The organism is Streptomyces sp. NBC_00388 (assembly GCF_036061255.1).
Classification (GTDB): Bacteria; Actinomycetota; Actinomycetes; order Streptomycetales; family Streptomycetaceae; genus Streptomyces.
Map to the genome: position 1 here is coordinate 1,821,918 of NZ_CP107948.1, position 25,271 is coordinate 1,847,188.

20 protein-coding genes are annotated in these 25,271 nt (G+C 70.5%); 11 read left to right on the plus strand and 9 right to left on the minus strand.

What is annotated here, in order from left to right:
- The first annotated feature begins 231 nt into the window (after positions 1-231).
- Positions 232-567, plus strand: a complete 336-nt coding sequence (locus OG917_RS08385) for a hypothetical protein (RefSeq protein ID WP_328316916.1) — start codon at positions 232-234, stop codon at positions 565-567.
- 192 nt (positions 568-759) lie between these two features.
- On the opposite strand, the gene OG917_RS08390 is transcribed toward OG917_RS08385, so the two are convergent.
- From OG917_RS08390 to OG917_RS08400, 3 genes are all read right to left on the minus strand, one after another.
- Complete coding sequence (locus OG917_RS08390; RefSeq protein WP_328316917.1) at positions 760-1,128, minus strand: tetratricopeptide repeat protein; 369 nt, start codon at positions 1,126-1,128, stop codon at positions 760-762.
- 111 nt (positions 1,129-1,239) lie between these two features.
- A complete protein-coding gene (gene coaE, locus OG917_RS08395; protein WP_328316918.1) occupies positions 1,240-1,842 on the minus strand; it encodes a dephospho-CoA kinase in 603 nt (200 codons plus the stop codon).
- 31 nt (positions 1,843-1,873) lie between these two features.
- Complete coding sequence (locus OG917_RS08400; protein WP_328316919.1) at positions 1,874-2,812, minus strand: PAC2 family protein; 939 nt, start codon at positions 2,810-2,812, stop codon at positions 1,874-1,876.
- A gap of 239 nt (positions 2,813-3,051) precedes the next feature.
- Here OG917_RS08400 and OG917_RS08405 point away from each other — a divergent pair, with 239 nt between their 5' ends.
- A complete protein-coding gene (locus OG917_RS08405; protein ID WP_328316920.1) occupies positions 3,052-4,026 on the plus strand; it encodes a right-handed parallel beta-helix repeat-containing protein in 975 nt (324 codons plus the stop codon).
- Between the two features lie 110 nt (positions 4,027-4,136).
- On the opposite strand, the gene rpsA is transcribed toward OG917_RS08405, so the two are convergent.
- Positions 4,137-5,651 carry a 30S ribosomal protein S1 gene (rpsA, locus tag OG917_RS08410; RefSeq protein WP_328316921.1) on the minus strand — a complete coding sequence of 505 codons (1,515 nt, stop codon included), beginning with the start codon at positions 5,649-5,651 and terminating at the stop codon, positions 4,137-4,139.
- A 396-nt stretch (positions 5,652-6,047) separates the two neighbouring features.
- Between rpsA and OG917_RS08415 the strand changes: the two genes are divergently transcribed.
- Together OG917_RS08415 and hrpB are read left to right on the plus strand one after the other, a co-directional pair.
- A complete protein-coding gene (locus OG917_RS08415; protein ID WP_328316922.1) occupies positions 6,048-6,887 on the plus strand; it encodes a class I SAM-dependent methyltransferase in 840 nt (279 codons plus the stop codon).
- A 4-nt stretch (positions 6,888-6,891) separates the two neighbouring features.
- Complete coding sequence (hrpB, locus tag OG917_RS08420) at positions 6,892-9,429, plus strand: ATP-dependent helicase HrpB (protein WP_328316923.1); 2,538 nt, start codon at positions 6,892-6,894, stop codon at positions 9,427-9,429.
- Positions 9,430-9,463: 34 nt separating this feature from the next.
- Here hrpB and OG917_RS08425 read toward each other — a convergent pair whose 3' ends face one another.
- The 4 genes from OG917_RS08425 to polA all read right to left on the minus strand — a co-directional run bounded on the left by OG917_RS08425 (position 9,464) and on the right by polA (position 15,257).
- Positions 9,464-10,462, minus strand: coding sequence for a DUF3068 domain-containing protein (locus OG917_RS08425; RefSeq protein WP_328316924.1), 999 nt, complete (start codon positions 10,460-10,462; stop codon positions 9,464-9,466).
- A gap of 162 nt (positions 10,463-10,624) precedes the next feature.
- Positions 10,625-10,765 carry an SPW_0924 family protein gene (locus OG917_RS08430; protein WP_328316925.1) on the minus strand — a complete coding sequence of 47 codons (141 nt, stop codon included), beginning with the start codon at positions 10,763-10,765 and terminating at the stop codon, positions 10,625-10,627.
- Positions 10,766-11,051: 286 nt separating this feature from the next.
- A complete protein-coding gene (locus OG917_RS08435) occupies positions 11,052-12,299 on the minus strand; it encodes a lytic transglycosylase domain-containing protein (protein WP_443058925.1) in 1,248 nt (415 codons plus the stop codon).
- Between the two features lie 246 nt (positions 12,300-12,545).
- Positions 12,546-15,257 (minus strand): DNA polymerase I, encoded by a 2,712-nt coding sequence (gene polA / locus OG917_RS08440; protein WP_328316926.1) that lies wholly within the window; start codon positions 15,255-15,257, stop codon positions 12,546-12,548.
- Between the two features lie 124 nt (positions 15,258-15,381).
- Between polA and OG917_RS08445 the strand changes: the two genes are divergently transcribed.
- The 7 genes from OG917_RS08445 (at position 15,382) to OG917_RS08475 (ending at position 24,460) form a co-directional block, all read left to right on the plus strand.
- Entirely contained in the window at positions 15,382-17,661 is a 2,280-nt protein-coding gene (locus tag OG917_RS08445) for an FdhF/YdeP family oxidoreductase (protein ID WP_328316927.1), read from the plus strand.
- 91 nt (positions 17,662-17,752) lie between these two features.
- Positions 17,753-18,226: a PaaI family thioesterase gene (locus OG917_RS08450; protein ID WP_328316928.1), complete on the plus strand. Its 474-nt coding sequence runs from the start codon at positions 17,753-17,755 to the stop codon at positions 18,224-18,226.
- 491 nt (positions 18,227-18,717) lie between these two features.
- Positions 18,718-19,947, plus strand: a complete 1,230-nt coding sequence (locus tag OG917_RS08455; RefSeq protein ID WP_328316929.1) for a branched-chain amino acid ABC transporter substrate-binding protein — start codon at positions 18,718-18,720, stop codon at positions 19,945-19,947.
- A 103-nt stretch (positions 19,948-20,050) separates the two neighbouring features.
- A complete protein-coding gene (locus tag OG917_RS08460) occupies positions 20,051-20,983 on the plus strand; it encodes a branched-chain amino acid ABC transporter permease (RefSeq protein ID WP_328316930.1) in 933 nt (310 codons plus the stop codon).
- Positions 20,984-20,988: 5 nt separating this feature from the next.
- A complete protein-coding gene (locus OG917_RS08465) occupies positions 20,989-22,827 on the plus strand; it encodes a branched-chain amino acid ABC transporter permease (protein ID WP_328316931.1) in 1,839 nt (612 codons plus the stop codon).
- A gap of 8 nt (positions 22,828-22,835) precedes the next feature.
- Positions 22,836-23,747 (plus strand): ABC transporter ATP-binding protein, encoded by a 912-nt coding sequence (locus OG917_RS08470; RefSeq protein ID WP_328316932.1) that lies wholly within the window; start codon positions 22,836-22,838, stop codon positions 23,745-23,747.
- Positions 23,744-24,460 carry an ABC transporter ATP-binding protein gene (locus OG917_RS08475; protein ID WP_328316933.1) on the plus strand — a complete coding sequence of 239 codons (717 nt, stop codon included), beginning with the start codon at positions 23,744-23,746 and terminating at the stop codon, positions 24,458-24,460. Before OG917_RS08470 ends, OG917_RS08475 begins: the two co-directional genes overlap by 4 nt.
- Positions 24,461-24,573: 113 nt before the next feature.
- Here OG917_RS08475 and OG917_RS08480 read toward each other — a convergent pair whose 3' ends face one another.
- A complete protein-coding gene (locus OG917_RS08480) occupies positions 24,574-25,230 on the minus strand; it encodes an ANTAR domain-containing response regulator (RefSeq protein WP_328316934.1) in 657 nt (218 codons plus the stop codon).
- Between the last annotated feature and the right edge of the window lie 41 nt (positions 25,231-25,271).

Here is a 25,271-nt window from a genome sequence, read left to right on the forward strand (position 1 = left end):
GTCTCCCCCTGGTACCGTGCCGCGGCCTTCCCGTAAAGATCCCGGCACGTGACGGCCGGGAAAAGGCATTCCGGAGGGTCCGGCAGTGTCCGGACCTGCCGGTGGGCATCACCCCGGCGGCCGGCGGGGAACGGTCGCGGTCCCCCGCGCGGCCCAGCACCGGATGCCGCGGGGCCCGGAAGCGGGCAGGGTTGCTCCCACCAGTGACTCTCCGTACAGACGGGACCGCGCATGTCCGATCACCGGCGCCTCGGCTTCATCGCCGGCGCAGTGCTCCTGCCGCTCGCCGTAGCCGGGTGTTCCGGTCTCAGCCGCACGGCGGTCGGCACGATCTCGTACACCACTCCGGATTCGAAGGTCGTCACGGTCTCGAATCCGTCCGTGCGGGGCTGCCACCCGCTGCCGCGCGGGGGCGCCGCCTCCATCGCCAACAAGACGCTGGTCGACATGTGGCTGTACCCCGGCGACCGGTGCACAGGGAAGCCGACGATGTACAACGCGACCACACTGACCAACACGGTGACGCCGCCGCTCGTGGCCTGGCGCAGCTACACCCTGGTCCACTGACCGCGCTGCCCGGCCGGCCGCCGCCCGTACGCGCGCCGGGGCGCGCCCCGGCGACCCGGCGCTGGTGCTCATGGTGCGGGCAGCGCCCGTACCCAGGTGCCGTCGCCTGCGTACCCCTCGCGCATCCGGACGCTCATGCGTGCGGAACGAACGCGCAGCGGCCGCCGTTCCCGCACGTCCCGAACGGCCGGTTCAGTCCCCGGAGTCGAAGCGCGCGGCCCGCAGGTACTCGGGCTGCGGGTCGAGCGCCGCGGCCAGCCTGAAGTGGCGCCTGGCCTGTTCGGGACGGCCTGCCCGTTCGAAGGTCCTGGCGAGAGCGAAGTGCGCGAAGGCGTTGTCGGGCTCCCGCTCCAGGACCAGCTGGAACTCCAGCTCGGCCGGGCGCAGTTGCGCGGCGGCGAAGAACGCACGGGCGCGCAGCAGCCGGGCCGCGGTGTTCTCCGGGTGGGCGGCGATGACCTCGTCCAGCAGTTTCACGGCGCCTCGCGGGTCACGGGCGTCCAGCAGCTGTTCGGCCGCGCGGTAGTCGATGACGTGGGTCTCGGGGGTGCTGGGGGACATCGGTCCTGGCCTTTCTTCTCAGTCGCTGTCTTCACTCCGGACGTCGCGAACGCCCTGTCGTCGCACGGACGGATCCACCGCGCCCGCCCCGCGCGCTCCGGCAGCCGCGGGTCAGCTGCTCCCGGCCCGCTCGGCCAGCCGGGCCCAGACCGCGCGCACCTGCGGCTCCAGGGCGTCCAGCGGGCCGTCGTTGTCGATCAGGATGTCGGCGATCTCGCGGCGCTGCTCCCTGGTGGCCTGGGCCGCCATCCGGGCACGTGCCTCGGACTCCTGCATCCCGCGCAGCCGTACCAGCCGGTCCAGCTGCGTCCGGGGCGCCGCGTCCACCACGACCACAAGGTCGTAGAGCGGTGCGAGGCGGTTCTCGGTCAGCAGCGGCACGTCGTGGACGACGACCGACCCGTCCTGCGCCAGGCCCTCCAGCTCGGCGGAGCGGGCCCCCACGAGCGGGTGGACGATCGAGTTGAGCGTGGCCAGGCGGTCCGGGTCGGCGAAGACGACCGAGCCCAGCGCGGGCCGGTCGAGGGTGCCGTCCCCGGCGAGCACGGACGTGCCGAACGCCTCCACGACCGCGGCCAGCCCCGGAGTCCCCGGCTCGACCACCTCGCGGGCAATCCGGTCGGCATCGATCAGTACCGCTCCGTAACCGGCAAGCAGCCGGGACACTTCGCTCTTGCCGGCGCCGATTCCACCGGTCAATCCCACTTTCAGCATGGCCTGGAGCCTAGGGCCTTGCGCCGGGGCCTCAGGCGTCACCCTCCCGCTCCGCGAGAAAGCGCTCGAATTCGCGGCCGATCTCGTCGGCCGACGGCAGCTCGACCGCCTCGGCGACCAGGTTGCCCCGGGTCTCCGATCCCGCCAGCGCGTCGTACTGGTGCTCAAGTCCCTGGACCAGAGCGGTCAGTTCCTCGTCACCCTCACCGATCTGCCGCTCGATCTCGTCCTGGGTGCGCTGCGCCTCGGTGCGCAGTGTGTGCGCGACGCTCGGCAGGACGAGCCCCGTTGCCGCGGTGACGGCCTCCAGCGCGGTCAGCGCGGCATCGGGGTACGAGGAACGCGCGACGTAGTGCGGTACATGGGCGGCGACACCGAGCACGTCGTGCCCCGACTGCGCGAGCCTGAACTCCACCAGCGACTCGGCGCTGCCGGGCACCTGCGCCTCGTCGAACGGCGACTTGTGTCCTGGCATCAGATCCGTGCGGTTGCCGTGCGGGGTGATCCCCACCGGGCGGGTGTGCGGGACGCCCATCGGGATCCCGTGGAAGTTCACGGAGATACGCACGCCGAGCCGTTCGACGATCTGCCCGACCGCGGCAGCGAACCTCTCCCACTCGACGTCGGGCTCCGGGCCCGACAGCAGCAGGAAGGGCGCGCCGGTGGCGTCCTGGACCAGACGCACATCGAGCGTCGGTGTCTCGTAGTCCGCCCACTGGTCGCGCTTGAACGTCAACAGGGGGCGGCGCGCACGGTAGTCGACGAGCCGGTCGTGGTCGAAACGGGCGACCACCTGGTGGGGCAGTGTGTCCAGCAGCCCCTCGACGATCTGGTCGCCGGTCTCACCCGCGTCGATGTACCCGTCGAAGTGATAGAGCATGACAAGCCCGGCCGACTCCTGCGCAAGCGCCGTATCGACGACTGCCAGGCCCTTCGGCTCCCATGCGTACAAATCTTGCGGATCAAGCACGATTACCGCTCCTCCTCGTGTTCACCGGGGAGAACGTCCCGTACGGCCCGCGCATTCCCCGAAGCCGCCCTTCACAGGCGGCCACGGGACGAGCCCGTCCTCACGGGCATTGGTACAGACCTTGACACGCCCATGCGGCGTCCCTACCGTCACGGGGCAGTGCGGCGTTCACGGATCCGCCCACAGTTCATATGGAAGAACGTTCGGGAAGGTTTCCCGGACGCCGAAGCGGAGGCCCCATGCGTACCCGCCCGCTCCTTCTCCCCCTGGTCGCCGTGGCTCTCGCCACCGGCGGCCCGGCCCTCACCGCCGCCGCGGCCGGCCCGGCCGGCGCGGCCACGGTCATCGACGTGTCCACCGCCGCTCAGCTGAAGTCGGCGCTCACCACCGTCCGGCCCGGCGACACCATCCAGCTCGCCGACGGCACGTACACCGGGAACTTCAAGACGACAGCGGCCGGTACCGCGGCTGCCCGCATCACTCTCACCGGTTCGCCCAGGGCGGTGCTCACCACCACCGGCGGCGGCAACGGCCTCTATCTGAACGGCGCCTCGTACTGGACCGTCGAGGGCATGACGCTCACCGGCGGCCAGAAGGGGATCATGCTGGACTCCTCGGTCGGCGTCACCATCGACTCGGTGACCGTGCACGGCCTGGACATGGAGGGCGTCCACTTCCGCAGGTCCAGCAGCGACGGCGTCATCAGGAATTCACGGATCTACGACACCGGCCACGACGGCCGCGGCATGGGCGAAGGTGTCTATGTGGGCACGGCCGGCGACCTCTCCGACCGCAGCGACCGGGTGCAGATCCTGGACAACACCATCGGGCCCGGCGTGGGAGGCGAGAACGTCGACATCAAGGAGGGCACCACCGGCGCCCGCATCGCCGGGAACACCTTCGACGGCAGCGGGCTGACGGGGGCCAACTACGACGACTCCTGGGTCGACGTGAAGGGCAATGACGTCCTCGTCGAGAACAACACCGGCACGCACACCACCAACACCGGTTACGAGACACACACCCAGCAGCCGGGGTGGGGCTGCGGCACCGTCTTCCGCTCCAACACATCGGATCTGAGCGGCGATCCGGGCCCGCTCGCGCTCGCCTTCAACATCACCAACTACGCGGCGGGCGACTGCCCCACCACCGTCTACGCCAGCAACACGGTCACCGGCGGCAAGGGGCTCGCCAACATCGCGATCACCCCGTGAGCCCGGCCCCGGGCCGCCCCGGGGCCAGGCCCGTGCGGACATGAGTGAGGCCCGCCCCCCCGGAGGGAGCGGGCCTCGACTTCAGTCATGCACCAGCTGGGACCCGAGCGTCAGCTCTGGCCACCGGCCAGCTTCTCGCGCAGCGCGGCCAGGGCCTCGTCCGACGCCAGGGCGCCGGAGTTGTCGTCCGACTCCGAGGAGTACGAACCGCCCGAAGCACCGGCACCGGCGTTGCCACCGCTGGTCGCGGCCGGAGCGGCAGCACCCTCGGCAGCAGCGGCCTCGTCGGCCTCGCGGGACTTGATGACCTGAGCCTGGTGCTGCTCGAAGCGCGTCTGCGCCTCGGCGTACTGGCCCTCCCAGGCCTCGCGCTGGGTGTCGAAGCCCTCGAGCCAGTCGTTCGTCTCGGGGTCGAAGCCCTCGGGGTAGATGTAGTTCCCCTGGTCGTCGTACGACGCGGCCATGCCGTACAGCGTCGGGTCGAACTCGACCGAGGCCGGGTCCGAACCGAAGGACTCGTTGGCCTGCTTCAGCGAGAGGCTGATGCGGCGGCGCTCAAGGTCGATGTCGATGACCTTGACGAAGATCTCGTCGTTGACCTGGACGACCTGCTCCGGGATCTCCACGTGGCGCTCGGCCAGCTCGGAGATGTGGACCAGGCCCTCGATGCCCTCGTCGACGCGCACGAACGCACCGAACGGAACGAGCTTCGTGACCTTACCCGGGACGACCTGACCGATCTGGTGCGTCCGGGCGAACTGCTGCCACGGGTCTTCCTGCGTCGCCTTGAGCGAGAGGGAGACACGCTCGCGGTCCATGTCCACGTCGAGAACCTCGACGGTGACTTCCTGGCCGACCTCGACAACCTCGGAGGGGTGGTCGATGTGCTTCCAGGAGAGCTCGGAGACGTGCACGAGACCGTCGACGCCACCCAGGTCCACGAAGGCACCGAAGTTGACGATCGAGGAGACGACGCCGGAGCGGACCTGACCCTTCTGCAGGGTCGTGAGGAACGTCTGGCGGACCTCGGACTGGGTCTGCTCGAGCCAGGCACGGCGGGACAGGACCACGTTGTTGCGGTTCTTGTCCAGCTCGATGATCTTGGCCTCGAGCTCCTTGCCCACGTAGGGCTGGAGGTCGCGGACACGACGCATCTCGACCAGGGAGGCCGGCAGGAAGCCACGGAGGCCGATGTCGAGGATGAGACCACCCTTGACGACCTCGATGACGGTGCCGGTGACGATCCCGTCTTCTTCCTTGATCTTCTCGATGGTGCCCCAGGCACGCTCGTACTGAGCGCGCTTCTTCGAGAGGATCAGGCGGCCTTCCTTGTCCTCCTTCTGGAGAACCAGGGCCTCGATCTCGTCGCCGACCTTGACGACCTCATTGGGGTCGACGTCGTGCTTGATCGAGAGCTCGCGGCTCGGGATGACGCCTTCGGTCTTGTAACCGATGTCGAGGAGAACCTCGTCCCGGTCAACCTTGACGATGACGCCGTCAACGATGTCGCCATCGTTGAAGTACTTGATCGTCTCGTCGATCGCCGCGAGGAACGCGTCCGCGTCGCCGATGTCGTTGACCGCAACCTGCGGCGTGGTGGCGGTGGTCTCGGTGCTGCTCGTCATGTGGGAAAGGGCTCCGGTACGGACATTGAAGTCGTAGGTACTGCTACGCCGGGAGCCCGTATCGCCTCTGCAGACGCCGGACAGCCCAGGAAGCGCCGATCCGGTGATCCATGTTCGTTGCCGAACACGTCGGTGGCGCCCCGATAACCGAGGGACATGCAACAGATGCAAGCGCAGCCTGCTAGGTCTGAGGAGCGCAGGCTCGCAGCGCAACTTGTAGCATACGGGGACGGCCGGACACGGTCAATGCGCGAAGGCGCACACCCGGGGCGGATCGCACCAATCCCGGCACAACTTCGGTTGTACGAGGCCACATCGGCCGCAGCTCCGGCCCGGCGCCGTGTTTTCCGGTACCGCCGGCGACTGCCGCCGCCACCGACGATACAGACTGGCACGATGAGCGAAGAGTACGAGTACGAGCCCGAGGCGACGCGCCGTGACGCCGGGGACACCGAGAGCAGCCGGGCCAACCGGGGCTGGTGGGACCGGAACGCCGACGAGTACCAGACCGAGCACGGCTCCTTCCTGGGCGACGACCGTTTCGTCTGGGGGCCCGAAGGCCTCGACGAGGTGGAGGCCGAGCTGCTGGGCCCCGCCGAGGGGCTGAAGGACCTGGACGTCCTGGAGATCGGCGCGGGGGCAGCGCAGTGCTCGCGCTGGCTGGCCGCGCAGGGCGCGCGCCCGGTGGCCCTCGACGTCTCCCACCGCCAGCTCCAGCACGCGCTGCGCATCGGTGAGAACAGGCCGGGCGTGGCCGGGGTCCCGCTGGTGGCGGCGGACGCGTCGGTCCTGCCGTTCCGCGACGGCTCCTTCGACCTGGCCTGCTCCGCGTACGGCGCTGTTCCCTTCGTCGCCGACCCGGTGAAGGTCTTCCGCGAGGTCCACCGGGTGCTGCGGCCCGGCGGGCGCTGGGTCTTCTCCGTCACGCACCCGATCCGCTGGGCGTTCCCGGACGAGCCGGGACCCGAGGGCCTCACGGCCACGTCCTCCTACTTCGACCGCACCCCGTACGTCGAGCAGGACGAGCACGGGAACGCGGTGTACGTCGAGCACCACCGCACGCTCGGCGACCGGGTGCAGGACGTACTGGCGGGCGGGTTCAGGCTGGCCGGCCTGGTCGAGCCGCAGTGGCCCGAGTGGAACACGTCGGAGTGGGGCGGCTGGTCACCGCTGCGGGGGAAGCTGATTCCCGGCTCGGCGATTTTCGTCTGCGTACGGGACGACGTACGAGACTGACCCGGTGATCCGTACCGGCGCGCTCGACGTGCTCCCCGTCCGTACCGCCGTGCCCGCCCTCGAACGGGCCCTCGACACGCACGGCGCCGCCGTCCTCTGCGCACCGCCCGGCACCGGCAAGACCACGCTGGTGCCGCTGGTGCTGGCGGGGCTCGTCGGGGACAGGGCGGGGGACGGCCCGGCACGGAGGGTCATCGTCGCCGAGCCGCGCCGGATCGCCGCACGGGCCGCCGCCCGGCGGATGGCGTGGCTGCTCGGTGAGCAGGCCGGCGGCAGGGTCGGGTTCACGGTGCGCGGGGAGCGGAACGTGGGGCCGGGCACCGTGGTGGAGGTCGTCACCACCGGGGTGCTGCTCCAGCGGCTCCAGCGCGACCAGGAGCTGGCCGGGGTGGATGTGGTGATCCTCGACGAATGCCATGAGCGCCATCTCGACGCGGACACCGTCGCCGCCTTCCTCCTCGATGTACGGGCCGCCCTCCGCCCCGAGCTGCGTCTCGTGGCGGCGTCGGCGACGACGGACGCCCAGGGGTGGGCGCGGCTGCTCGGGGACGCCCCCGTGGTGGAGGCGCACGGGTCCAGTCACCCGGTGGAGACGGTGTGGGCGCCGCCGGCCCGGCCGGTACGGCCGCCGCACGGGATGCGGGTGGACCCGGCGCTGCTCACGCATGTCGCGTCCGTCGTCCGCCGGGCGCTGGCCGAGCGGACCGGCGATGTGCTCTGTTTCCTCCCGGGGGTCGGTGAGATCGCCAGGGTGGCCGGACTGCTGTCGGGCCTGGGGGCGGAGGTGCTCCAGGTGCACGGGCGCGCTCCGGCCGCCGTGCAGGACGCGGTGCTCGCGGGCTCGCAGACCCGCCGGGTGGTGCTCGCGACGTCGGTGGCCGAGTCGTCGCTGACCGTGCCGGGGGTACGGGTGGTGGTGGACTCGGGACTGGCGCGGGAGCCGCGTACCGACCATGCGCGCGGGCTGAGCGCGCTCACCACGGTGCGGGTCTCGCAGGCCGGCGCCCGTCAGCGTGCGGGGCGGGCGGGCCGGGAGGCACCCGGCGCCGTCTACCGCTGCTGGACGGAGGCCGAGGACGCCCGGCTCACCCGCTTCCCCTCCCCCGAGATCAAGGTGGCCGATCTGGCGGCGTTCGCGCTCCAGGCGGCTTGCTGGGGCGATCCGTCGGCGGCGGGTCTCGCTCTGCTCGATCCGCCGCCCGCCGGGGCGATGGGCGCCGCGCGCGAGGTGCTGGCCGCGATCGGCGCGGTGGATCAGGACGGCCGGGCCACCGGGCGGGGCGTCCGGATGGCGCGGCTCGGGCTGCATCCACGGCTCGCGCGGGCGCTCCTTGACGGCGCGCGCGAGGTCGGCGCACGCCGGGCCGCGGAGGTGGTGGCGCTGCTCAGCGAGGAGCCGCCACGGGAGTACGGGGACGACCTCGCGGCTGCCTGGCGCACCGCACGCGCCGGGGGCGACGGCTATGCGGGCCGCTGGCGCCAGGAGGTCCGCAGGCTGGCCTCGGGGGTGGACGGCGCACGGGCCGGACAAACACAGAACGGCGCCGGTGGCGGCAGCCACGACACGGACGACGCGGTGGCAGGGCTGGTGGCCGCCCTGGCCTTCCCCGAGCGGGTGGCGCGGGCGAGGGGCGAGGGCGCGTTCCTGATGGTGTCGGGGACCGGGGCGGAGACGGCAGCCGGGTCACGGCTGCGCAGTGCGCCGTGGCTCGCGGTGGCGGTGGCCGACCGCCCGGCGACGGCCGCGTCGGCGCGGGTACGGCTCGCGGCGGTCGTCGACGAGGACACCGCCCGGCTGGCGGCGGGGCATCTCCTCGGCACCGCGGACGAGGTCCGCTGGGCGGACGGCGATGTGCTGGCCCGGCGCGTGGAGCGGCTGGGCGCGGTGGAACTGGCGGTGAGGCCACTGAAGAACCCGCCGGCCGCTCTCGTACGGGAGGCGCTGCTGGACGGGCTGCGGCGCGAGGGGCCCGGGGTGCTGCGCTGGACCGCGCACGCACGGGAGTTGCGGCAGCGGATCGCCTTCCTGCACCGGGAGGCGGGCGGCGGCTGGCCGGACGTGTCGGACGAGGCGCTCCTGGCACGGACGGACGAGTGGCTGGAGCCCGAGCTGTCGCGGGCAAGGCGGCGGAGCGACCTGGCGCGGATCGAGGCGGGGCAGGCGCTCGGCAGGCTGCTGCCCTGGGCGACCGGGGAGGCGGCGCACCTGGACGAGCTGGCGCCGGAGCGGTACGAGGTGCCCAGCGGATCCCGGATCCGGCTGGACTACAGCGGCCCGCAGCCCGTGCTCGCGGTGAAGCTCCAGGAGCTGTTCGGCCTGGCCGAGACGCCGGCTGTGGCCGGTGTGCCGGTTCTGGTGCACCTGCTCTCCCCCGCAGGGCGCCCCGCCGCCGTGACCGCCGATCTGGCGTCGTTCTGGCGGGAGGGCTACCGCTCGGTGCGGGCGGAGCTGCGCGGGCGCTACCCCCGGCATCCCTGGCCGGAGGACCCGTCGGACGCGGCGCCGACGCGGTACACGAAGGCACGGCAGAACCGGGGGTGAGGCCCCTGGTCACCGCCTGTTCCGCGCTTCTGGATCAGGCGTCGACCGGTTCGGGGCCGGGCAGCCGGGCGTCCGTCCGGCCGGGCTCCAGGGGGCGGCGGCTGCGTGCCTCCAGCAGCAGGGCGAGGGCGAGCAGGCAGCTGCCGAGGCCCAGGAACCCCCAGGGCAGATACGAGGTGAGCAGCAGCACCAGCAGCCGGTTCGACTTGACCAGGCCGACCGTGTATTCGACGTAGTCCGGGCGCATCCTCACATGGCCGGCGAACGCCGTGACCTTCGCCCGGCCGCCCAGCAGGGTGCCGCCGCGCAGCTCCTCCTTGTGGATCTCCTCGCCGTTGACGGGGGCGCCGGTGACGGGGTCGACCCAGAACATCCGCTTGGTGGTGTACCAGCGGGTGGTGCCGGTCTTCGCGACGGATTCCGGGGTGATGCCCTTGACCGGCATCTTCTTGGGCAGTGACACCTTCGTCCAGGGGATGGTCTGCTCGAAGTAGTAGACGTCCAGGCCGTGGAATTTCACGGTGCCCCGGTAGTGGATCGGGGACGAGGTGCGGGTCTGTGCGTCGAAGTACTCGTAGTCGCGCTTCTGGGTGAGGAAGGGCCACTTGAACTCGATGCCCTCCCGGCTGACCGGGGAGCCGTCGACCATCTCGCCGGTCGCGTGGACCGGCGCCTGGGTGTGGGCGTCGAAGATGTAGCGCTCGGGGATCTCGGAGACCATCTTGCCGTCGGGGCCCGCGACATAGGAGAGCGAGTCCCAGACGACGACGTCGCGCCCGGCGCTCTGCTCGATGCGGTCGGACTCCGCCACATTGCCCCGGAGTGTCTGCACGATGGTGACCTGGGGGACCTTCCTGGCCTGCATGGTGCCGTAGTCCAGGAGGGTCGCGGGCTTCGCCTGCAGGACTTCCTCCTGGTACTGGTCGGCCGGGATCTTCGCCAGCCGGGGGAAGGCATACCAGCGCAGCAGTGGGGACATGGCGGCGCAGAAGACCGCGAAGGCGATCAGCACCAGACTGGCTTTACGGCGCATGGCCGTCCTCCTGCATGGTCTCGGGGCCTGCTGACGCCTCGGCCCGCCGATGTCCCGGGTCCGGCGTGCCGGATACCGGGGCCTGCCTGACAGCCGTCCTGCCTGATATCCGGCTCACCGGGTGCCGTGCCTGTCGCGGTCGCGGCCCCGCCGGGCCCTGCCTCACTGGTTCTTGGGTCCGGGAACGGTCGTGAGGAGTGGTCTGGGTGAGGTCTTCCCGGTGGGCGAGCCGACCGCCGAGACGGTGAGGACGAGGGCGAAGGCCACGGCCAGCCCGATGGCAGCGGCGATGAGGGCGCGCATCCACGGCCTCCTACTGGATCTGATGCATCGTCAGGGAGGGGGCACCGTAGCAACGCGGCGGCGAGATGAGAACACGTTGCGCGGACCTGTTCCGGGCCGGGCGCCGGGCAGCACGACAGAGCCCGGCCGCACGCCCCTCACGGGGGTGCGGCCGGGCTCTGCTGTCCGGATCCGCCACGGCTGTACGGACCGCCGCGGCACGGCCGGGCGACGCCGTAAGGCCGGGCGACGCCGTACGGCCGGACCGCGTACGGCTGCCCGGCGGGCGGCGCGGGGCGCTTCCCGCTCAGCCTGTGGTGCAGGGGTGCGGGGTGCCCTTGCCCGGCGAAGGCGAGGGAGAGGGCGAACCGCTCGGGCTGCCGGAGGGGGACGGCGAAGGCGATCCGCTCGCCGAGCCCGACGGGGAAGGGCTGGGGCTGGGGCTGCCGGAGGGGCTGGGGGACGGGCTCGCGCTGCCCGACGGCGAGGGCGAGGGCGAGTGGGACGGGCAGCCGGAGCCGCTCGGTGACGGTGACGGAGAACCGCTCGGGCTGCCGGAGGGGGACGGCGAGGGCTTGCCGCTCCTGCTGGGGCTCGGGACGGGCGAGATCGTCCCCGTGCCGGACTTCGCCGGCTTGGGGTGGGGCTTGGCGGACGGGGCCGGGTCCGGGGTGTTCCGGGCGGGGCTGCCACCGCCGGAAGCATCGCCGTGTGCGCTGCTGCCGAATCCCTGGCCGTCGGGACCGGTACCGGCGGGCAGCACTCCGGTACCGTCCGGGACCCCGTGGGTGTCCTTCTTGTAGAACTCCAGCCAGGACAGGACCGTACTCAGGTACTCCTGCGAGTGGTTGTAGCCCAGGATCGCCTGGTCGAGATCGTGCTGCACGGCGACGTCGCGGCCGTCGGCGCAGAGGTAGCGCCCGGTGGCGAGTGACGCGTCGAAGATGTTGTTGGGGTCCTTCTTGCCGTCGCCGTTCCCGTCCTGCCCCCAGGTGGCCCAGGTGGAGGGGATGAACTGCATGGGGCCGACCGCACGGTCGTGAGTCGCGTCCCCGTCGTACTGTCCGTTATCGGTGTCGGAGATGTCGGCGAAGCCCGCGCCGTTGAGCACGGGGCCGAGGATCGGGCTGAGCGTGGTGCCTTCGGAGTCCACCCGCCCACCACGTGCCTGGCCGGACTCGACCTTCCCGATCGCCGCGAGGAGCTGCCACGGGAGACGGCAGCCGGGGTCGCTGGAGGCGACGGTCTGCTCCGCCTTCCGGTAGGCGGCGAGCACCGAGGCCGGTATCCCCGCCGCCGCTCCGGCCGGAGTGGTGACGGGAGTCGCGGGCTCGGCGGGGGTGTTCAGCGGCGGGAGGTCGGTGAAGTACGGGGAGTCACCGCTGACCGGGGTACCGGCGGGCGGGGTCGCGTCGGCGGCCTGCCGGCTGCTCTGCGGGGACTGGCTGCCCACGGCGGACGGAGCCTGCGACGCGGTCATCGCCGCCACCGCGAGCGCGGCCACCGTGGTAGCGGTCGCCCCCTTGCGCAACCGGCTGCTGAAATGCGGTGCCATGAGTCCCTCCCCGTCGACTGATCGCGCTCCCCAGCGCGGGACTCCGGTGACACTACGACAACTACTGCCCCTGCGGCACCGGTCACTGACCGCTTTTCACCGTTTCTTCAGCAAGCGGCCGGCCGGTGTCCTCCTGGAGCGGTACGCAGACCGGAGCCTGGCACACAGGCATCCTTCGGACGGATACCGACCGACTCCGGCCTGACGTTCACCGCGCGCCGGCCGCCGTGCGGCGGCCGGGCGTTGTCAGTGCGCGGCGGACTCCCAGTCCGCGCCGACGCCCACCGACACATCGAGCGGTGCGCGCAGTCGGGCCGCTGCTGCCATCTCCCTGCGGAGGATCTCCTCCACCTGCTCGCGCTCGCCGGGGGCGATCTCCAGCACGATTTCGTCGTGCACCTGGAGCAGCATCCGCGAGGTCAGCCCGGCCTCGGTCAGCGCCAGGTCGACCTTGAGCATCGCGACCTTGACGATGTCCGCCGCGGTGCCCTGGATGGGGGCGTTGAGCGCCATCCGCTCGGCCATCTCGCGGCGCTGGCGGTTGTCGCTGTTGAGGTCGGGCAGATAGCGGCGGCGGCCCAGCATCGTCTGGGTGTACCCGGTGGCGCGTGCCTCCTCGACAACACGCTGCAGATAGTCGCGCACCCCGCCGAACCGCTCGAAGAACGTGTCCATCAGGCCGCGCGCCTCGCCGGCCTCGATGTTCAGCTGCTGGGAGAGGCCGAACGCCGAGAGCCCGTAGGCGAGTCCGTACGACATGGCCTTGATCTTGCGCCGCATCTCCGGGTCGACCGCGGTCTTCTCCACCCCGAACACCTGCGAGGCGACCGTGGTGTGCAGGTCCTCGCCGGAGGTGAACGCCTCGATCAGCCCGGCGTCCTCCGACAGATGCGCCATCACCCGCAGCTCGATCTGGCTGTAGTCGGCGGTCATCAGGGTCTCGTACCCCTCGCCGACGACGAAGCCGCGGCGGATGGCCCGGCCCTCGTCCGTACGCACCGGGATGTTCTGCAGATTGGGGTCGGTGGAGGACAGCCGCCCCGTCGCCGCCACCGTCTGGTTGAAGGTGGTGTGGATCCTGCCGTCCGATGCCACCATCTTGATCAGGCCCTCGACGGTCACCCGCAGCTTGGCCTGCTCCCGGTGGCGCAGCATGATCACCGGCAGATCGTGCTCGGTCTGCGCGGCCAGCCAGGCCAGCGCGTCCGCGTCCGTCGTGTAACCGGTCTTGGTCTTCTTCGTCTTCGGCAGCCCGAGCTCGGCGAAGAAGACCTCCTGCAGCTGCTTGGGCGAGCCGAGGTTGAACTCGTGCCCGACCGCCGCGTGCGCCTCCTTCACGGCCTGCTGCACCGCGCCGGCGAACTGCTGCTCCATCCCTTCCAGATGGGCGCGGTCGGCGGCGATGCCGTGCCGCTCCATCCGGGCGAGGAGGACCGATGTCGGGAGCTCCACATCGTGCAGCAGCCCGGTGGCACCCACTTCCTTCAGCCGCGTGCCGAATGCGTCGCCCAGGTCGAGCACGGCGCGGGCCTGCGTCATCAGGGACTCGGCCTCGGCCTGTTCGTCGGTGCCGAAGGCGAGCTGTCCGTCGGCGGAGGCGGCCGGGGCGAGCTCACGGCCGAGATACTCCACGGCGAGCGGCTCCAGCGCGAAGGAGCGCCGGCCGGGCTTCACCAGATAGGCGGCGAGCGCGGTGTCCATCGCGACGCCCCCGACGCTCCACCCGTGCTCGGGGAAGACCCGCATCGCGTTCTTCGCGTCGTGCATGACCTTGGGGCGGGCCGGGTCCGCGATCCACGCCGCGAAGGCCTGCTCATCGGCCTCGTCCAGCTGCGTGGTGTCGAACCAGGCGGCGGGCCCGCCCGCCGCGGCGAGCGCGATCTCGGTGACACTGCCGGTGCCCAGGGCCCAGCTCTCGACCGTGGCGACGCCCAGCGGCTGCCCGCCGTGCTCGGCAAGCCAGGGTGCCAGCTCTCCGGAGGACAGCACGGAGCCGTCCAGCTCCACCCCGGCGGCCGGGGCCTGCGGAGCCTCGTCCGCCGCACCCGGGTCGACGGCCAGCAGCCGCTCGCGCAGGCTCGGGTTCCGGATCTCCAGCACGTCCAGCACGTGCGCGAACGCCTCCCGGTCGTACGCGGCGCGCTCCAGGTCCGCGGGGCCCTTCGGAAGCTCGACGTCGCGGACCATCTCGGTGAGCCGGCGGTTGAGCCGCACCGAGTCCAGGTGGTCGCGGAAATTCTGCCCGGCCTTGCCCTTGACCTCGTCGGCGCGCTCCACCAGCTCGGCGAAGGAACCGAACTGGTTGATCCACTTCGCGGCCGTCTTCTCGCCGACGCCGGGGATGCCCGGGAGGTTGTCCGACGGGTCGCCCCGCAGGGCTGCGAAGTCCGGGTACTGCTGCGGGGTCAGCCCGTACTTCTCCTCGACCTTCTCCGGCGTGAAGCGGGTCAGCTCCGAGACGCCCTTGGTCGGGTACAGCACGGTGACGCGGTCGGTGATCAGCTGGAACGAGTCCCGGTCACCGGTGACGATCAGCACCTCGAAACCGGCCGCCTCGGCCTGGGTCGCGAGCGTCGCGATGACGTCGTCGGCCTCGAAGCCCTCGATCGCGAAGCGGTCCACCCGCATCGTGTCCAGCACTTCACCGATCAGCTCGACCTGGCCCTTGAACTCGTCGGGCGTCTTCGAGCGGTTCGCCTTGTACTCGGGGAACTCCTCGGCGCGCCAGGTCTTGCGCGAGACGTCGAACGCGACCGCGAAGTGCGTGGGCGCCTCGTCACGCAGGGTGTTCGCCAGCATCGACGCGAAGCCGTAGACGGCGTTCGTCGTCTGACCGCTCGCGGTCGTGAAATTCTCCGCGGGCAGCGCGAAGAACGCCCGGTACGCCAGAGAGTGCCCGTCCATGAGGAGCAGGCGGGGGCGGGTGTCTGCGGTCTGCTTCGATGCTGTCTTTGCCACGGGTCCGATCCTGCCACGGAGCACCGACAACGCAGACCTCCGGACACCTCGCCCCGACCGCTGTCGGAGCCGCGTGACAGGATCGGGTGCGTACGTCGGTTCCGCCCGCTCGAAGGGGAGCGCCATGGCTGCCAAGCCGCCCGCAGGTGACCCGGTCCAGGACGCGCCGCAGGTCGCGGCCCCGCAGCATGCCGCCGCCGGGCTGCCCGCCATCGGTCACACCCTGCAGATGGCACAGCAGCAGATGGGCGTGGTGCGCACCGCGCGGACCCTGCTCAAGGTCAATCAGAAGAGCGGTTTCGACTGCCCCGGCTGCGCCTGGCCGGAGGGCGACAAGCGGCACACCGCGGAATTCTGCGAGAACGGCGCCAAGGCCGTCGCCGAGGAGGCGACCCTGCGCCGGGTCACCCCTGCCTTCTTCGCCGAGCACTCCGTGGCCGACCTCGCCTCGCGCAGTGGTTACTGGCTGGGGCAGCAGGGCCGGATCACCGAGCCGATGCTGCTGCCCGAGGGCGGCGACCACTACGAGCCGGTCAGCTGGGAGCGGGCCTTCGAGATCATCGCCGGGGAGCTGGGGGCTCTGGACTCCCCCGACGAGGCGCTCTTCTACACCTCGGGCCGTACCAGCAACGAGGCGGCGTTCCTGCTCCAGCTCTTCGCCCGCGCCTACGGCACCAACAACCTGCCCGACTGTTCCAACATGTGCCACGAGTCGTCCGGCTCGGCGCTCTCGGAGACCATCGGGGTCGGCAAGGGGAGCGTCTCCCTCGACGACATGCACCAGGCGGACCTGATCATCGTCGCCGGGCAGAACCCGGGCACCAACCACCCGCGGATGCTCTCCGCCCTGGAGAAGGCCAAGGCGGCGGGCGCGAAGATCATCTCGGTGAATCCGCTGCCCGAGGCGGGCCTGGAGAAGTTCAAGAATCCGCAGACCCCGCAGGGCATGATCCGAGGGGCCGCCCTCACCGACCTCTTCCTGCAGATCCGCATCGGCGGCGACCAGGCGCTCTTCCGTCTCCTGAACAGACTGATCATCGAGACCGAGGGCGCGACGGACGAGCTCTTCGTCCGTGAACACACGCATGGGTACGAGGAGTTCGCCGCAGCCGCGCGCTCCGCCGACTGGGCCGGGACGCTCGCCGCCACCGGTCTCTCCCGGGCCGGGATCGAGCAGGCGCTCGACATGGTCCTCGCGTCCCGGCGGACCATCGTCTGCTGGGCCATGGGCCTCACCCAGCACAAGCACGCCGTGCCGACCATCCGCGAAGTCGTCAACTTCCTCCTGCTGCGCGGGAACATCGGCCGCACCGGCGCCGGTGTCTGCCCCGTCCGCGGGCACTCCAACGTCCAGGGCGACCGCACGATGGGCATCTTCGAGCGGCCCGCCCCCGAATTCCTCGACGCGCTGGACAAGGAGTTCGGGATCGTCTCGCCCCGCCACCACGGCTTCGACGTGGTCCGGGCCATCGAGGCGCTGCGCGACGGCCACGCCAAGGTCTTCTTCGCCATGGGCGGGAACTTCGTCGGCGCGACACCCGACACCGACGTCACCGAGGCCGCGATGCGCCGCGCCTCGCTCACCGTGCAGGTGTCGACCAAGCTGAACCGCTCGCACACCGTCACCGGGGCCCGCGCCCTGATCCTCCCCACGCTGGGCCGCACCGACAAGGACGTGCAGGCGGGCGGGAAGCAGTTCGTCACCGTCGAGGACTCCATGGGGCTCGTCCACGCCTCCCGGGGCAACCTCACCCCCGCGGGGCCCCGCCTCCTCTCGGAGCCGGCCATCGTCGCCCGGATGGCGCGCGCGGTCCTCGGCGCCGGGTCCGCCATCGGCTGGGAGGAGTTCGAGAAGGACTACGCCACGATCCGGGACCGGATATCGCGCGTCGTGCCGGGCTTCGAGGACTTCAACACCCGTATCGCCGCACCCGGCGGTTTCGCCCTCCCGCACGCCCCGCGTGACGAGCGCCGCTTCCCCACGGCCACCGGCAAGGCGAACTTCACCGCCGCCCCGGTCGAGTACCCGAAGCTCCCCGAGGGCCGGCTGCTGCTCCAGACCATGCGCTCGCACGACCAGTACAACACCACGATCTACGGTCTCGACGACCGCTACCGCGGTATCAAGGGCGGTCGCCGCGTCGTCCTGGTCAACCCGGACGACGCCCGCGACCTCGGCCTCGCAGACGGCTCGTACACCGACCTGGTCAGCGAGTGGAAGGACGGCGTCGAGCGCCGTGCGCCCGGCTTCCGGGTGGTGCACTACCCGACCGCGCGCGGCTGCGCCGCCGCGTACTACCCGGAGACGAACGTCCTGGTCCCGCTGGACGCGACCGCCGATGTCAGCAACACCCCCGTGAGCAAATCGCTGGTCGTCCGTCTGGAACAATCCGGCACGGCCTGAGCGTTCGCTCAGGTCACCGGAGCGCAGACCCGGCAGAGGCCTGCGGCCGTACCCAGTTCAGCAGCGCCACGACGATCGGAGCCGGACCACCATGGGCGAGCAGACCACTGTGAAGTTCCCGCAAGAGGTCATCGACGAGTACGCCGCGCTCGGCGTCGACCTGCCCGCGCTGTTCTCCGCCGGTCATCTCGGTGAGCGGATGGACGTGCGGATCACCGATGCCGCCGCCGACCGCGTTGTCGGGACCATGCCGGTCGAGGGGAACACCCAGCCGTACGGCCTGCTGCACGGCGGCGCGTCCGCCGTACTCGCCGAGACCCTCGGTTCGGTCGGCTCGATGCTGCACGGCGGCCCCTCCAAGGTGGCCGTGGGCGTCGACCTCAACTGCACCCATCACCGGGGCGCCCGCAGCGGGCTGGTCACCGGGGTGGCCACCCCGGTCCACCGCGGGCGCTCCACCGCGACGTACGAGATCGTCATCACCGACGACCAGGGCAAGCGGGTCTGCACGGCCCGGCTCACCTGCCTGCTGCGCGACGCCGCCCCCGGCGGCTCCGAGGGCTGACCGGCCCGCCCGGCGCCCGCCCGGGTGCCCCTTCGAACGGCCGGATCCGCCCAGGCTCCGGCCGTCGCGTTTTCACGTAACCCTGCGTAACACAAACGCAATGAATGAGCCATCCCGTGACCCGTCGGCGCCCCGCCGCCGACCGCTCCCCCGGAGGCTTCGCACCACCCGCACCGCACGTATGCGGACAGCACCAAGATTGCCTCAAGCCCCTTAGCGGAACTGCGCGTTCTCATCATGCGGGCAGATACGTGGTGACCGCATTTCTCCCAACTGTCCACAGTGGGGCCACGGTTCCCGGCTCCGGTCATAACAAGACAGTCACATCCTGACCTTCAACGGTCCGCACTTCCACCACCTGCGCTTAGAGTCACGCCCAGTCACCGCGCCGCCGGGCGCGTCTGCAGCACGGCCCTGCACCAAATCCAGTACGGCCCGGCGAGACCTACGGCGCCTCAGCAGAGGCGGCGGCGCCAGGGAGAGGATTCATCGTGCGACAGCGTTCGTTGCTCATACTCACCACCGTGCTGACCACAGGCGCACTGACACTCACCGCTTGTGGATCGCGCGACAACAAGGACAACAAGGGCAGCAGCGACAGCAAGACCGAGGTCGTCATCGGCGTCGACGCGCCCCTCACCGGAGCGAACTCCGCCACCGGCCTCGGCATCCAGGGCGGCGTCCGGGTCGCCATCGATGACGCGAACAAGAACAACACCGTGCCCGGCGTGAAGTTCAGCATCAAGGCGCTCGACGACAAGGCCCTGCCGCCGACCGGTCAGCAGAACGCCTCCGCGCTCGTCGCGGACAAGGACGTCCTGGGCGTCGTCGGGCCGCTCAACTCCGGTGTCGCGCAGACCATGCAGCAGGTCTTCGCCACCGCCAACCTGGTGGAGATCTCCCCGGCGAACACCGCCCCCGAGCTCACCCAGGGCAAGAACTGGCAGACCGCGAAGGCCCGCCCGTACAAGACGTACTTCCGCACCGCGACCACGGACGCCCTCCAGGGCGGCTTCGCCGCGCAGTACGCCGGGCAGACCCTCAAGAAGAAGAAGGTCTTCGTCGTCGACGACAAGCAGACCTACGGCGCCGGTCTCGCCAAGCTCTTCAAGGCCAACTTCCTGAAGGCCGGCGGCAAGCTGGCAGGCCAGGACCACGTCAACACCGGTGACAAGGACTTCTCCACCCTCGTCACCAAGATCAAGAACTCCGGCGCCGACATCCTCTACTACGGCGGCCAGTACGACGAGTCGCAGATCATCACCAAGCAGCTCAAGGACGCCGGGGCCAACATCCCGCTCATGGGCGGCGACGGCATGTTCTCCCCGACCTACATCAAGACCGCGGGCAAGGCGGCGGAGGGCGACCTCGCCACCTCCGTGGGCGTCCCCGTCGAGTCGCTGCCGGCCGCCAAGGACTTCATCGCGAAGTACAAGGCCGCCAAGTACACCGGTGACTACGGGACTTACGGCGGATACGCCTACGACGCAGCCACCGCCATCATCAAGGCGGTCGGTTCCGTGGTGAAGGACGGCAAGGTCCCGTCCGACGCCCGCCAGCAGATCGTCGACGCAGTCCAGAAGACGGACTTCGACGGCATCGCCGGCCACGTCTCCTTCGACCAGTACGGCGACACCACCAACAAGCAGCTCACCGTCTACCAGGTCAAGAACGGCGCCTGGAAGGCCGTCAAGAGCGGCGTGTACACGCCCGCAGGCTGACCAGGAACACCGCAGTGCACAGGGCCGCGCGGCCACGACCACCAGTCACCGCGCGGCCCGCTGTCTCCCTTCGCTCCCTTCCCACCCACATGGAGGCCATGCGGTGAACTCCCTGCCGCAACAGCTGGCCAACGGGCTGTTCCTCGGCTCGATGTACGGGCTGATCGCCATCGGATACACGATGGTGTACGGCATCGTCCAGCTCATCAACTTCGCCCACGGCGAGATATTCATGACCGGCGGCTTCGGCGCCCTGACGGTCTACATGTACGTGCTGCCGGACGGCACTTCCATGTGGATCGCCGTGCCGGCCATGCTGGTGGGCGGCGCCATCGTCGCCGTACTCGTCGCCATCGGGGCGGAACGTTTCGCCTACCGGCCGCTGCGCGGTGCACCACGGCTCGCGCCACTCATCACCGCCATCGGCCTCTCCCTCGCGCTGCAGCAGGCCGTCTTCAACTGGTACCCGGGCGCGGAGAACGCCCGCGTCTTCCCGGCCCTGCCCGGCGGCCCCTACCACCTCGGCTCCATCGACATCCAGAGCGGCGACCTCTTCCTGATCATCGCGGCCCCCCTCTGCATGGCCGCGCTCGCCGTCTTCACCCGGACCTCCCGCACCGGCCGCGCCATGCAGGCCACCGCTCAGGACCCGGACACCGCCCAGCTCATGGGCATCGACACCAACCGCATCATCGTCATCGCCTTCGCCATCGGCGGCCTCTTCGCCGCCGTCGCCGGCATCGCGTACGGCTTCAAGATCGGCAACGTCGACTACAGCATGGGCTTCCAGGCCGGTCTCAAGGCCTTCACCGCGGCCGTGCTCGGCGGAATCGGCAACATCTACGGCGCCATGCTCGGCGGACTCGTCCTCGGCGTCGCCGAAGTGATGGCCACCGCCTACATCGACCAGGTGCCCGGTATGCAGCAGCTCGGCGGCCAGGCCTGGTCCGCCGTCTGGGCCTTCGTCCTGCTGATCCTGGTGCTGCTCCTACGACCACAAGGTCTGCTGGGCGAACGCGTCGCGGACAGGGCGTGACGGACATGGACACCAACGAGACCAACCCCGCCCCGGCCGGGAACACGGCCTCCGCCCCGGCGACCGCACAGCCCACGGCGGACACTCCGCCCGCGGGCGCCACGCCGCTGATCCCGATCCCCCTCACCGCCGCCCGCGCCCTCACCGCCGCAGGCGCCGTCGTGACGATCGTGAGCGCCTTCCTCTCCTGGACCTGGAAGTCCGACTTCGCCGACGACCTGACCTACTCGGGAAACCCCTCGGGTCTCCAGATCCTCGCGGTCATCAGCGGCATCGTCACCCTCCTCTTCATCCTCAGCCACGCCCGCCTCCGCGGACTGCGCTGGCTCAACCCCAGCGGCGCGACCGCCCCGGTATTCCTCGCGGCGCTCGCCTCGTTCGCCGTCGTCTGGTACGTGGTCCTCGCCATCGCCTTCGAACTCGGCGGCCTCGTCAACCTCGACCCGGGCGGCTGGATCGCCGCCGCCGGCACGGCACTCGGCCTCGCCGGCACACTCGCACTGCCCCGGCCCGGCACCACGGCGAAGTCCTACTTCGCCAAGGCCGACCCGATCCCCGCGGCCCACCCGCTCCCGGCGTGGGGACAGCGCGTGGTGATCACCGCGGCCACCGTGCTCGGCCTGATCGTCTTCACCTACGGCATCGGTGTCCCCGACGAACAGCCCGAGGTCTTCGTGGCGTTCGTCCTGCTCGTGGTCTTCGTCGCCTGGGCACTCTTCGGCGCGGGGCTCACCGACCGCTTCTCCGAACTCAACGCCCGGCACAAGGGTTTCGCCACCTCCATGGCGTTCCTGGCCGCCGCGATCTTCCCGTTCACCCAGAGCGAGGACCACAACGCCAACCTCGGCGTGAACATCCTCATCTTCGGAACCGTCGCCCTCGGCCTCAACATCGTGGTCGGCCTCACCGGGCTCCTCGACCTCGGGTACGTCGCCTTCCTCGGCGTCGGCGCCTACGCCGCGGCGCTGGTCTCCGGCTCCGAGTTCTCCACCTTCTCCGGCGTCCAGTTCCCCTTCTGGGCAGCCGCCCTGACCGGGATGGCAGCCTCCCTGATCTTCGGCGTCCTCATCGGCGCGCCCACCCTGCGGCTGCGCGGTGACTATCTCGCGATCGTCACCCTGGGCTTCGGGGAGATCTTCCGGATCGCCGTGAACAGCCTCGACGGCTCATCGGGTCCCGACATCACCAACGGCCCCAACGGCATCCCCTCCATCCCGGACCTCGACCTCTTCGGATTCAACCTCGGCGCCTCGCACCAGATCGCGGGCTTCACGCTCGGCCGGTTCGCCAACTACTTCCTGCTCATGCTGGTGATCACCGGACTCGTGGTCCTCGTCTTCAACCGCGCCGCGGACTCCCGTATCGGCCGCTCCTGGATCGCCATCCGGGAGGACGAGACAGCGGCCACCGCCATGGGCATCAACGGCTTCCGGGTCAAGCTCATCGCCTTCGCCCTCGGTGCCACCCTCGCGGGCCTGGCCGGCACGGTCAGCGCGCACGTGACCTACAGCGTCACACCCGCCCCGTACCAGTTCGCCGGAGCAGCGCCGCCCAACTCGGCCTTCCTGCTGGCTGCCGTGGTGCTCGGCGGGATGGGCACGGTCGGCGGCCCGATCCTCGGTGCCACCTTCCTCTACCTCATCCCGGAGAAGCTCGGCTTCCTCAAGCAGTACGAACTGCTCGCCTTCGGCATCGCACTCGTCCTGCTGATGCGGTTCCGCCCCGAAGGCGTCATCGCCAACCGGCGGCGTCAGCTCGAATTCCACGAGGACAGCGCACCCGGCCTGCCAGGACCACGCACACCGGGCGACGAACCCGTCCCCGCAGGCAAGGCAGGGGCGTGAGGAACGACATGACCACCCAGACGACCGCGCCGGCCCCGGAAGCCGCCGGCCCACCCGTACTCCAGGCCGAAGGCGTCATCATGCGCTTCGGCGGTCTCACCGCCGTACGCGACGTCGATCTCACCGTCAACGCCGGAGAGATCGTCGGTCTCATCGGCCCCAACGGCGCCGGCAAGACCACCTTCTTCAACTGCCTCACCGGTCTCTACGTCCCCACCGAGGGGAAGGTCAGCTACCGGGGCACCGTCCTGCCGCCCAAGCCGCACCTCGTCACCAAGGCAGGCATCGCCCGTACCTTCCAGAACATCCGGCTCTTCGCCAACATGACGGTCCTGGAGAACGTCCTCGTCGGACGCCACACCAGGACCAAGGAGGGGCTCTGGTCCGCCATCCTGCGCGGCCCGGGCTTCCACCGCGCCGAGGCCAGGTCACGCGAACGGGCCACCGAACTCCTGGAGTTCATCGGCCTGGCCCACAAGGCCGGTCACCTCGCCCGCAACCTCCCGTACGGCGAGCAGCGCAAGCTCGAAATCGCCCGCGCCCTCGCCAGCGAACCCGGTCTGCTGCTGCTCGACGAACCGACCGCGGGCATGAACCCGCAGGAGACCCGCGCCACCGAGGAGCTCGTCTTCGCCATCCGTGACCAGGGCATCGCCGTCCTCGTCATCGAGCACGACATGCGGTTCATCTTCAATCTCTGCGACCGCGTCGCCGTCCTCGTCCAGGGCGAGAAACTCGTCGAGGGAACGTCGGAGGTGGTCCAGGGCGACGAGCGCGTCATCGCCGCCTATCTCGGCACCCCCTTCGAGGGCGCGCCGGGGGACGAGGAAGTGGCCGAGGTCGAAGCGGCCGAGGCACAGAGCACGGCAAGCGCCACCAGCTCCACCAGCACCACCGGTTCCGAAGGAGACACCCAGTGACCGCTCTCCTGGAGGTCCAGGACCTCAGGGTCGCCTACGGCAAGATCGAGGCCGTCAAGGGCATCTCCTTCAGCGTCGAGGCCGGGCAGGTCGTCACCCTGATCGGCACCAACGGCGCCGGCAAGACCACCACCCTGCGCACCCTGTCCGGGCTGATCAAACCGGCCGGCGGCACGATCACCTTCGACGGGAAGCCGCTCGCGAGCGTCCCTGCCCACAAGGTCGTCGCCCTCGGCCTGGCCCACTCCCCCGAGGGCCGGCACATCTTCCCGCGCCTGACGATCTTCGAGAACCTCCAGCTCGGAGCGTTCCTCAGGGACGACAAGGAAGGCATCGAGAAGGACATCCAGCGCGCCTACGACCTCTTCCCGATCCTGGGCGAACGCCGGAAGCAGGCAGCGGGCACCCTCTCCGGCGGCGAGCAGCAGATGCTCGCCATGGGCCGGGCGCTGATGTCGCAGCCCAAGCTGCTGATGCTCGACGAGCCCTCCATGGGCCTCTCGCCGATCATGATGCAGAAGATCATGGAGACGATCGTCGAGCTCAAGTCCCAGGGCATGACGATCCTGCTCGTCGAGCAGAACGCACAGGCTGCGCTCTCGCTGGCCGACCACGGCTACGTCATGGAGATCGGCAGGATCTCGCTCTCCGGAACCGGGCAGGACCTGCTGCACGACGAGTCGGTCCGCAAGGCGTACCTCGGCGAGGACTGAACACGGCCGAAGCGGCACGCGCCGCGAAGCGCTCGGCACCGCAGCACACAGCCGGACGGCCCACCCCGATCTCCCGGGGCGGGCCGTCCGGCTGTTCACCGTCGCGGCGGTGCCTACTGCTCCTTGGCCGCCTTCTTCTCCTCGGCGTCCTCGATGACCGCCTCGGCGACCTGCTGCATCGACATCCGGCGGTCCATCGACGTCTTCTGGATCCACCGGAAAGCGGCGGGCTCGGTCAGCCCGTACTGCGTCTGCAGCACCGACTTGGCGCGGTCCACCAGCTTCCGCGTCTCCAGCCGCTGCGAGAGGTCCGCGACCTCCTGCTCCAGGGCCTTCAGCTCGGTGAAGCGGGAGACGGCCATCTCGATGGCGGGGACGACGTCGCTCTTCGAGAACGGCTTCACGAGGTACGCCATCGCTCCGGCGTCCCGGGCCCGCTCCACGAGGTCGCGCTGCGAGAACGCCGTCAGCATCAGGACCGGTGCGATGGACTCCTCGGTGATCTTCTCGGCTGCGGAGATCCCGTCGAGGACGGGCATCTTCACATCGAGGATCACCAGATCGGGCCGGTGCTCACGGGCCAGCTCGATGGCCTGCTGACCGTCACCGGCTTCACCGACGACCGCGTAGCCCTCTTCTTCGAGCATCTCTTTGAGGTCGAGGCGGATGAGGGCCTCGTCCTCGGCGATGACGACACGGGTCGTCAGCGGCGGGACGTGCGACTTGTCGTCGTCGTCGGCGACGGGCTGGGGCGACTCGGGGGCGGTCACGGGGGCTCCTCGATTCATGGCAGGTGCTGCTACCTGAGCCT

Excerpts from the sequence above, each read along its gene's own strand:
- OG917_RS08425 (WP_328316924.1), bottom strand. The coding sequence starts at position 10,462 with ATGCGCCGTAAAGCCAGTCTGGTGCTGATCGCCTTCGCGGTCTTCTGC.
- OG917_RS08470 (WP_328316932.1), top strand. The coding sequence starts at position 22,836 with ATGACCACCCAGACGACCGCGCCGGCCCCGGAAGCCGCCGGCCCACCC.
- OG917_RS08385 (WP_328316916.1), top strand. The coding sequence starts at position 232 with ATGTCCGATCACCGGCGCCTCGGCTTCATCGCCGGCGCAGTGCTCCTG.
- OG917_RS08405 (WP_328316920.1), top strand. The coding sequence starts at position 3,052 with ATGCGTACCCGCCCGCTCCTTCTCCCCCTGGTCGCCGTGGCTCTCGCC.
- OG917_RS08415 (WP_328316922.1), top strand. The coding sequence starts at position 6,048 with ATGAGCGAAGAGTACGAGTACGAGCCCGAGGCGACGCGCCGTGACGCC.
- coaE (WP_328316918.1), bottom strand. The coding sequence starts at position 1,842 with ATGCTGAAAGTGGGATTGACCGGTGGAATCGGCGCCGGCAAGAGCGAA.
- OG917_RS08430 (WP_328316925.1), bottom strand. The coding sequence starts at position 10,765 with ATGCGCGCCCTCATCGCCGCTGCCATCGGGCTGGCCGTGGCCTTCGCC.
- OG917_RS08450 (WP_328316928.1), top strand. The coding sequence starts at position 17,753 with ATGGGCGAGCAGACCACTGTGAAGTTCCCGCAAGAGGTCATCGACGAG.
- OG917_RS08445 (WP_328316927.1), top strand. The coding sequence starts at position 15,382 with ATGGCTGCCAAGCCGCCCGCAGGTGACCCGGTCCAGGACGCGCCGCAG.
- OG917_RS08465 (WP_328316931.1), top strand. The coding sequence starts at position 20,989 with ATGGACACCAACGAGACCAACCCCGCCCCGGCCGGGAACACGGCCTCC.
- OG917_RS08390 (WP_328316917.1), bottom strand. The coding sequence starts at position 1,128 with ATGTCCCCCAGCACCCCCGAGACCCACGTCATCGACTACCGCGCGGCC.
- OG917_RS08435 (WP_443058925.1), bottom strand. The coding sequence starts at position 12,299 with ATGGCACCGCATTTCAGCAGCCGGTTGCGCAAGGGGGCGACCGCTACC.
- rpsA (WP_328316921.1), bottom strand. The coding sequence starts at position 5,651 with ATGACGAGCAGCACCGAGACCACCGCCACCACGCCGCAGGTTGCGGTC.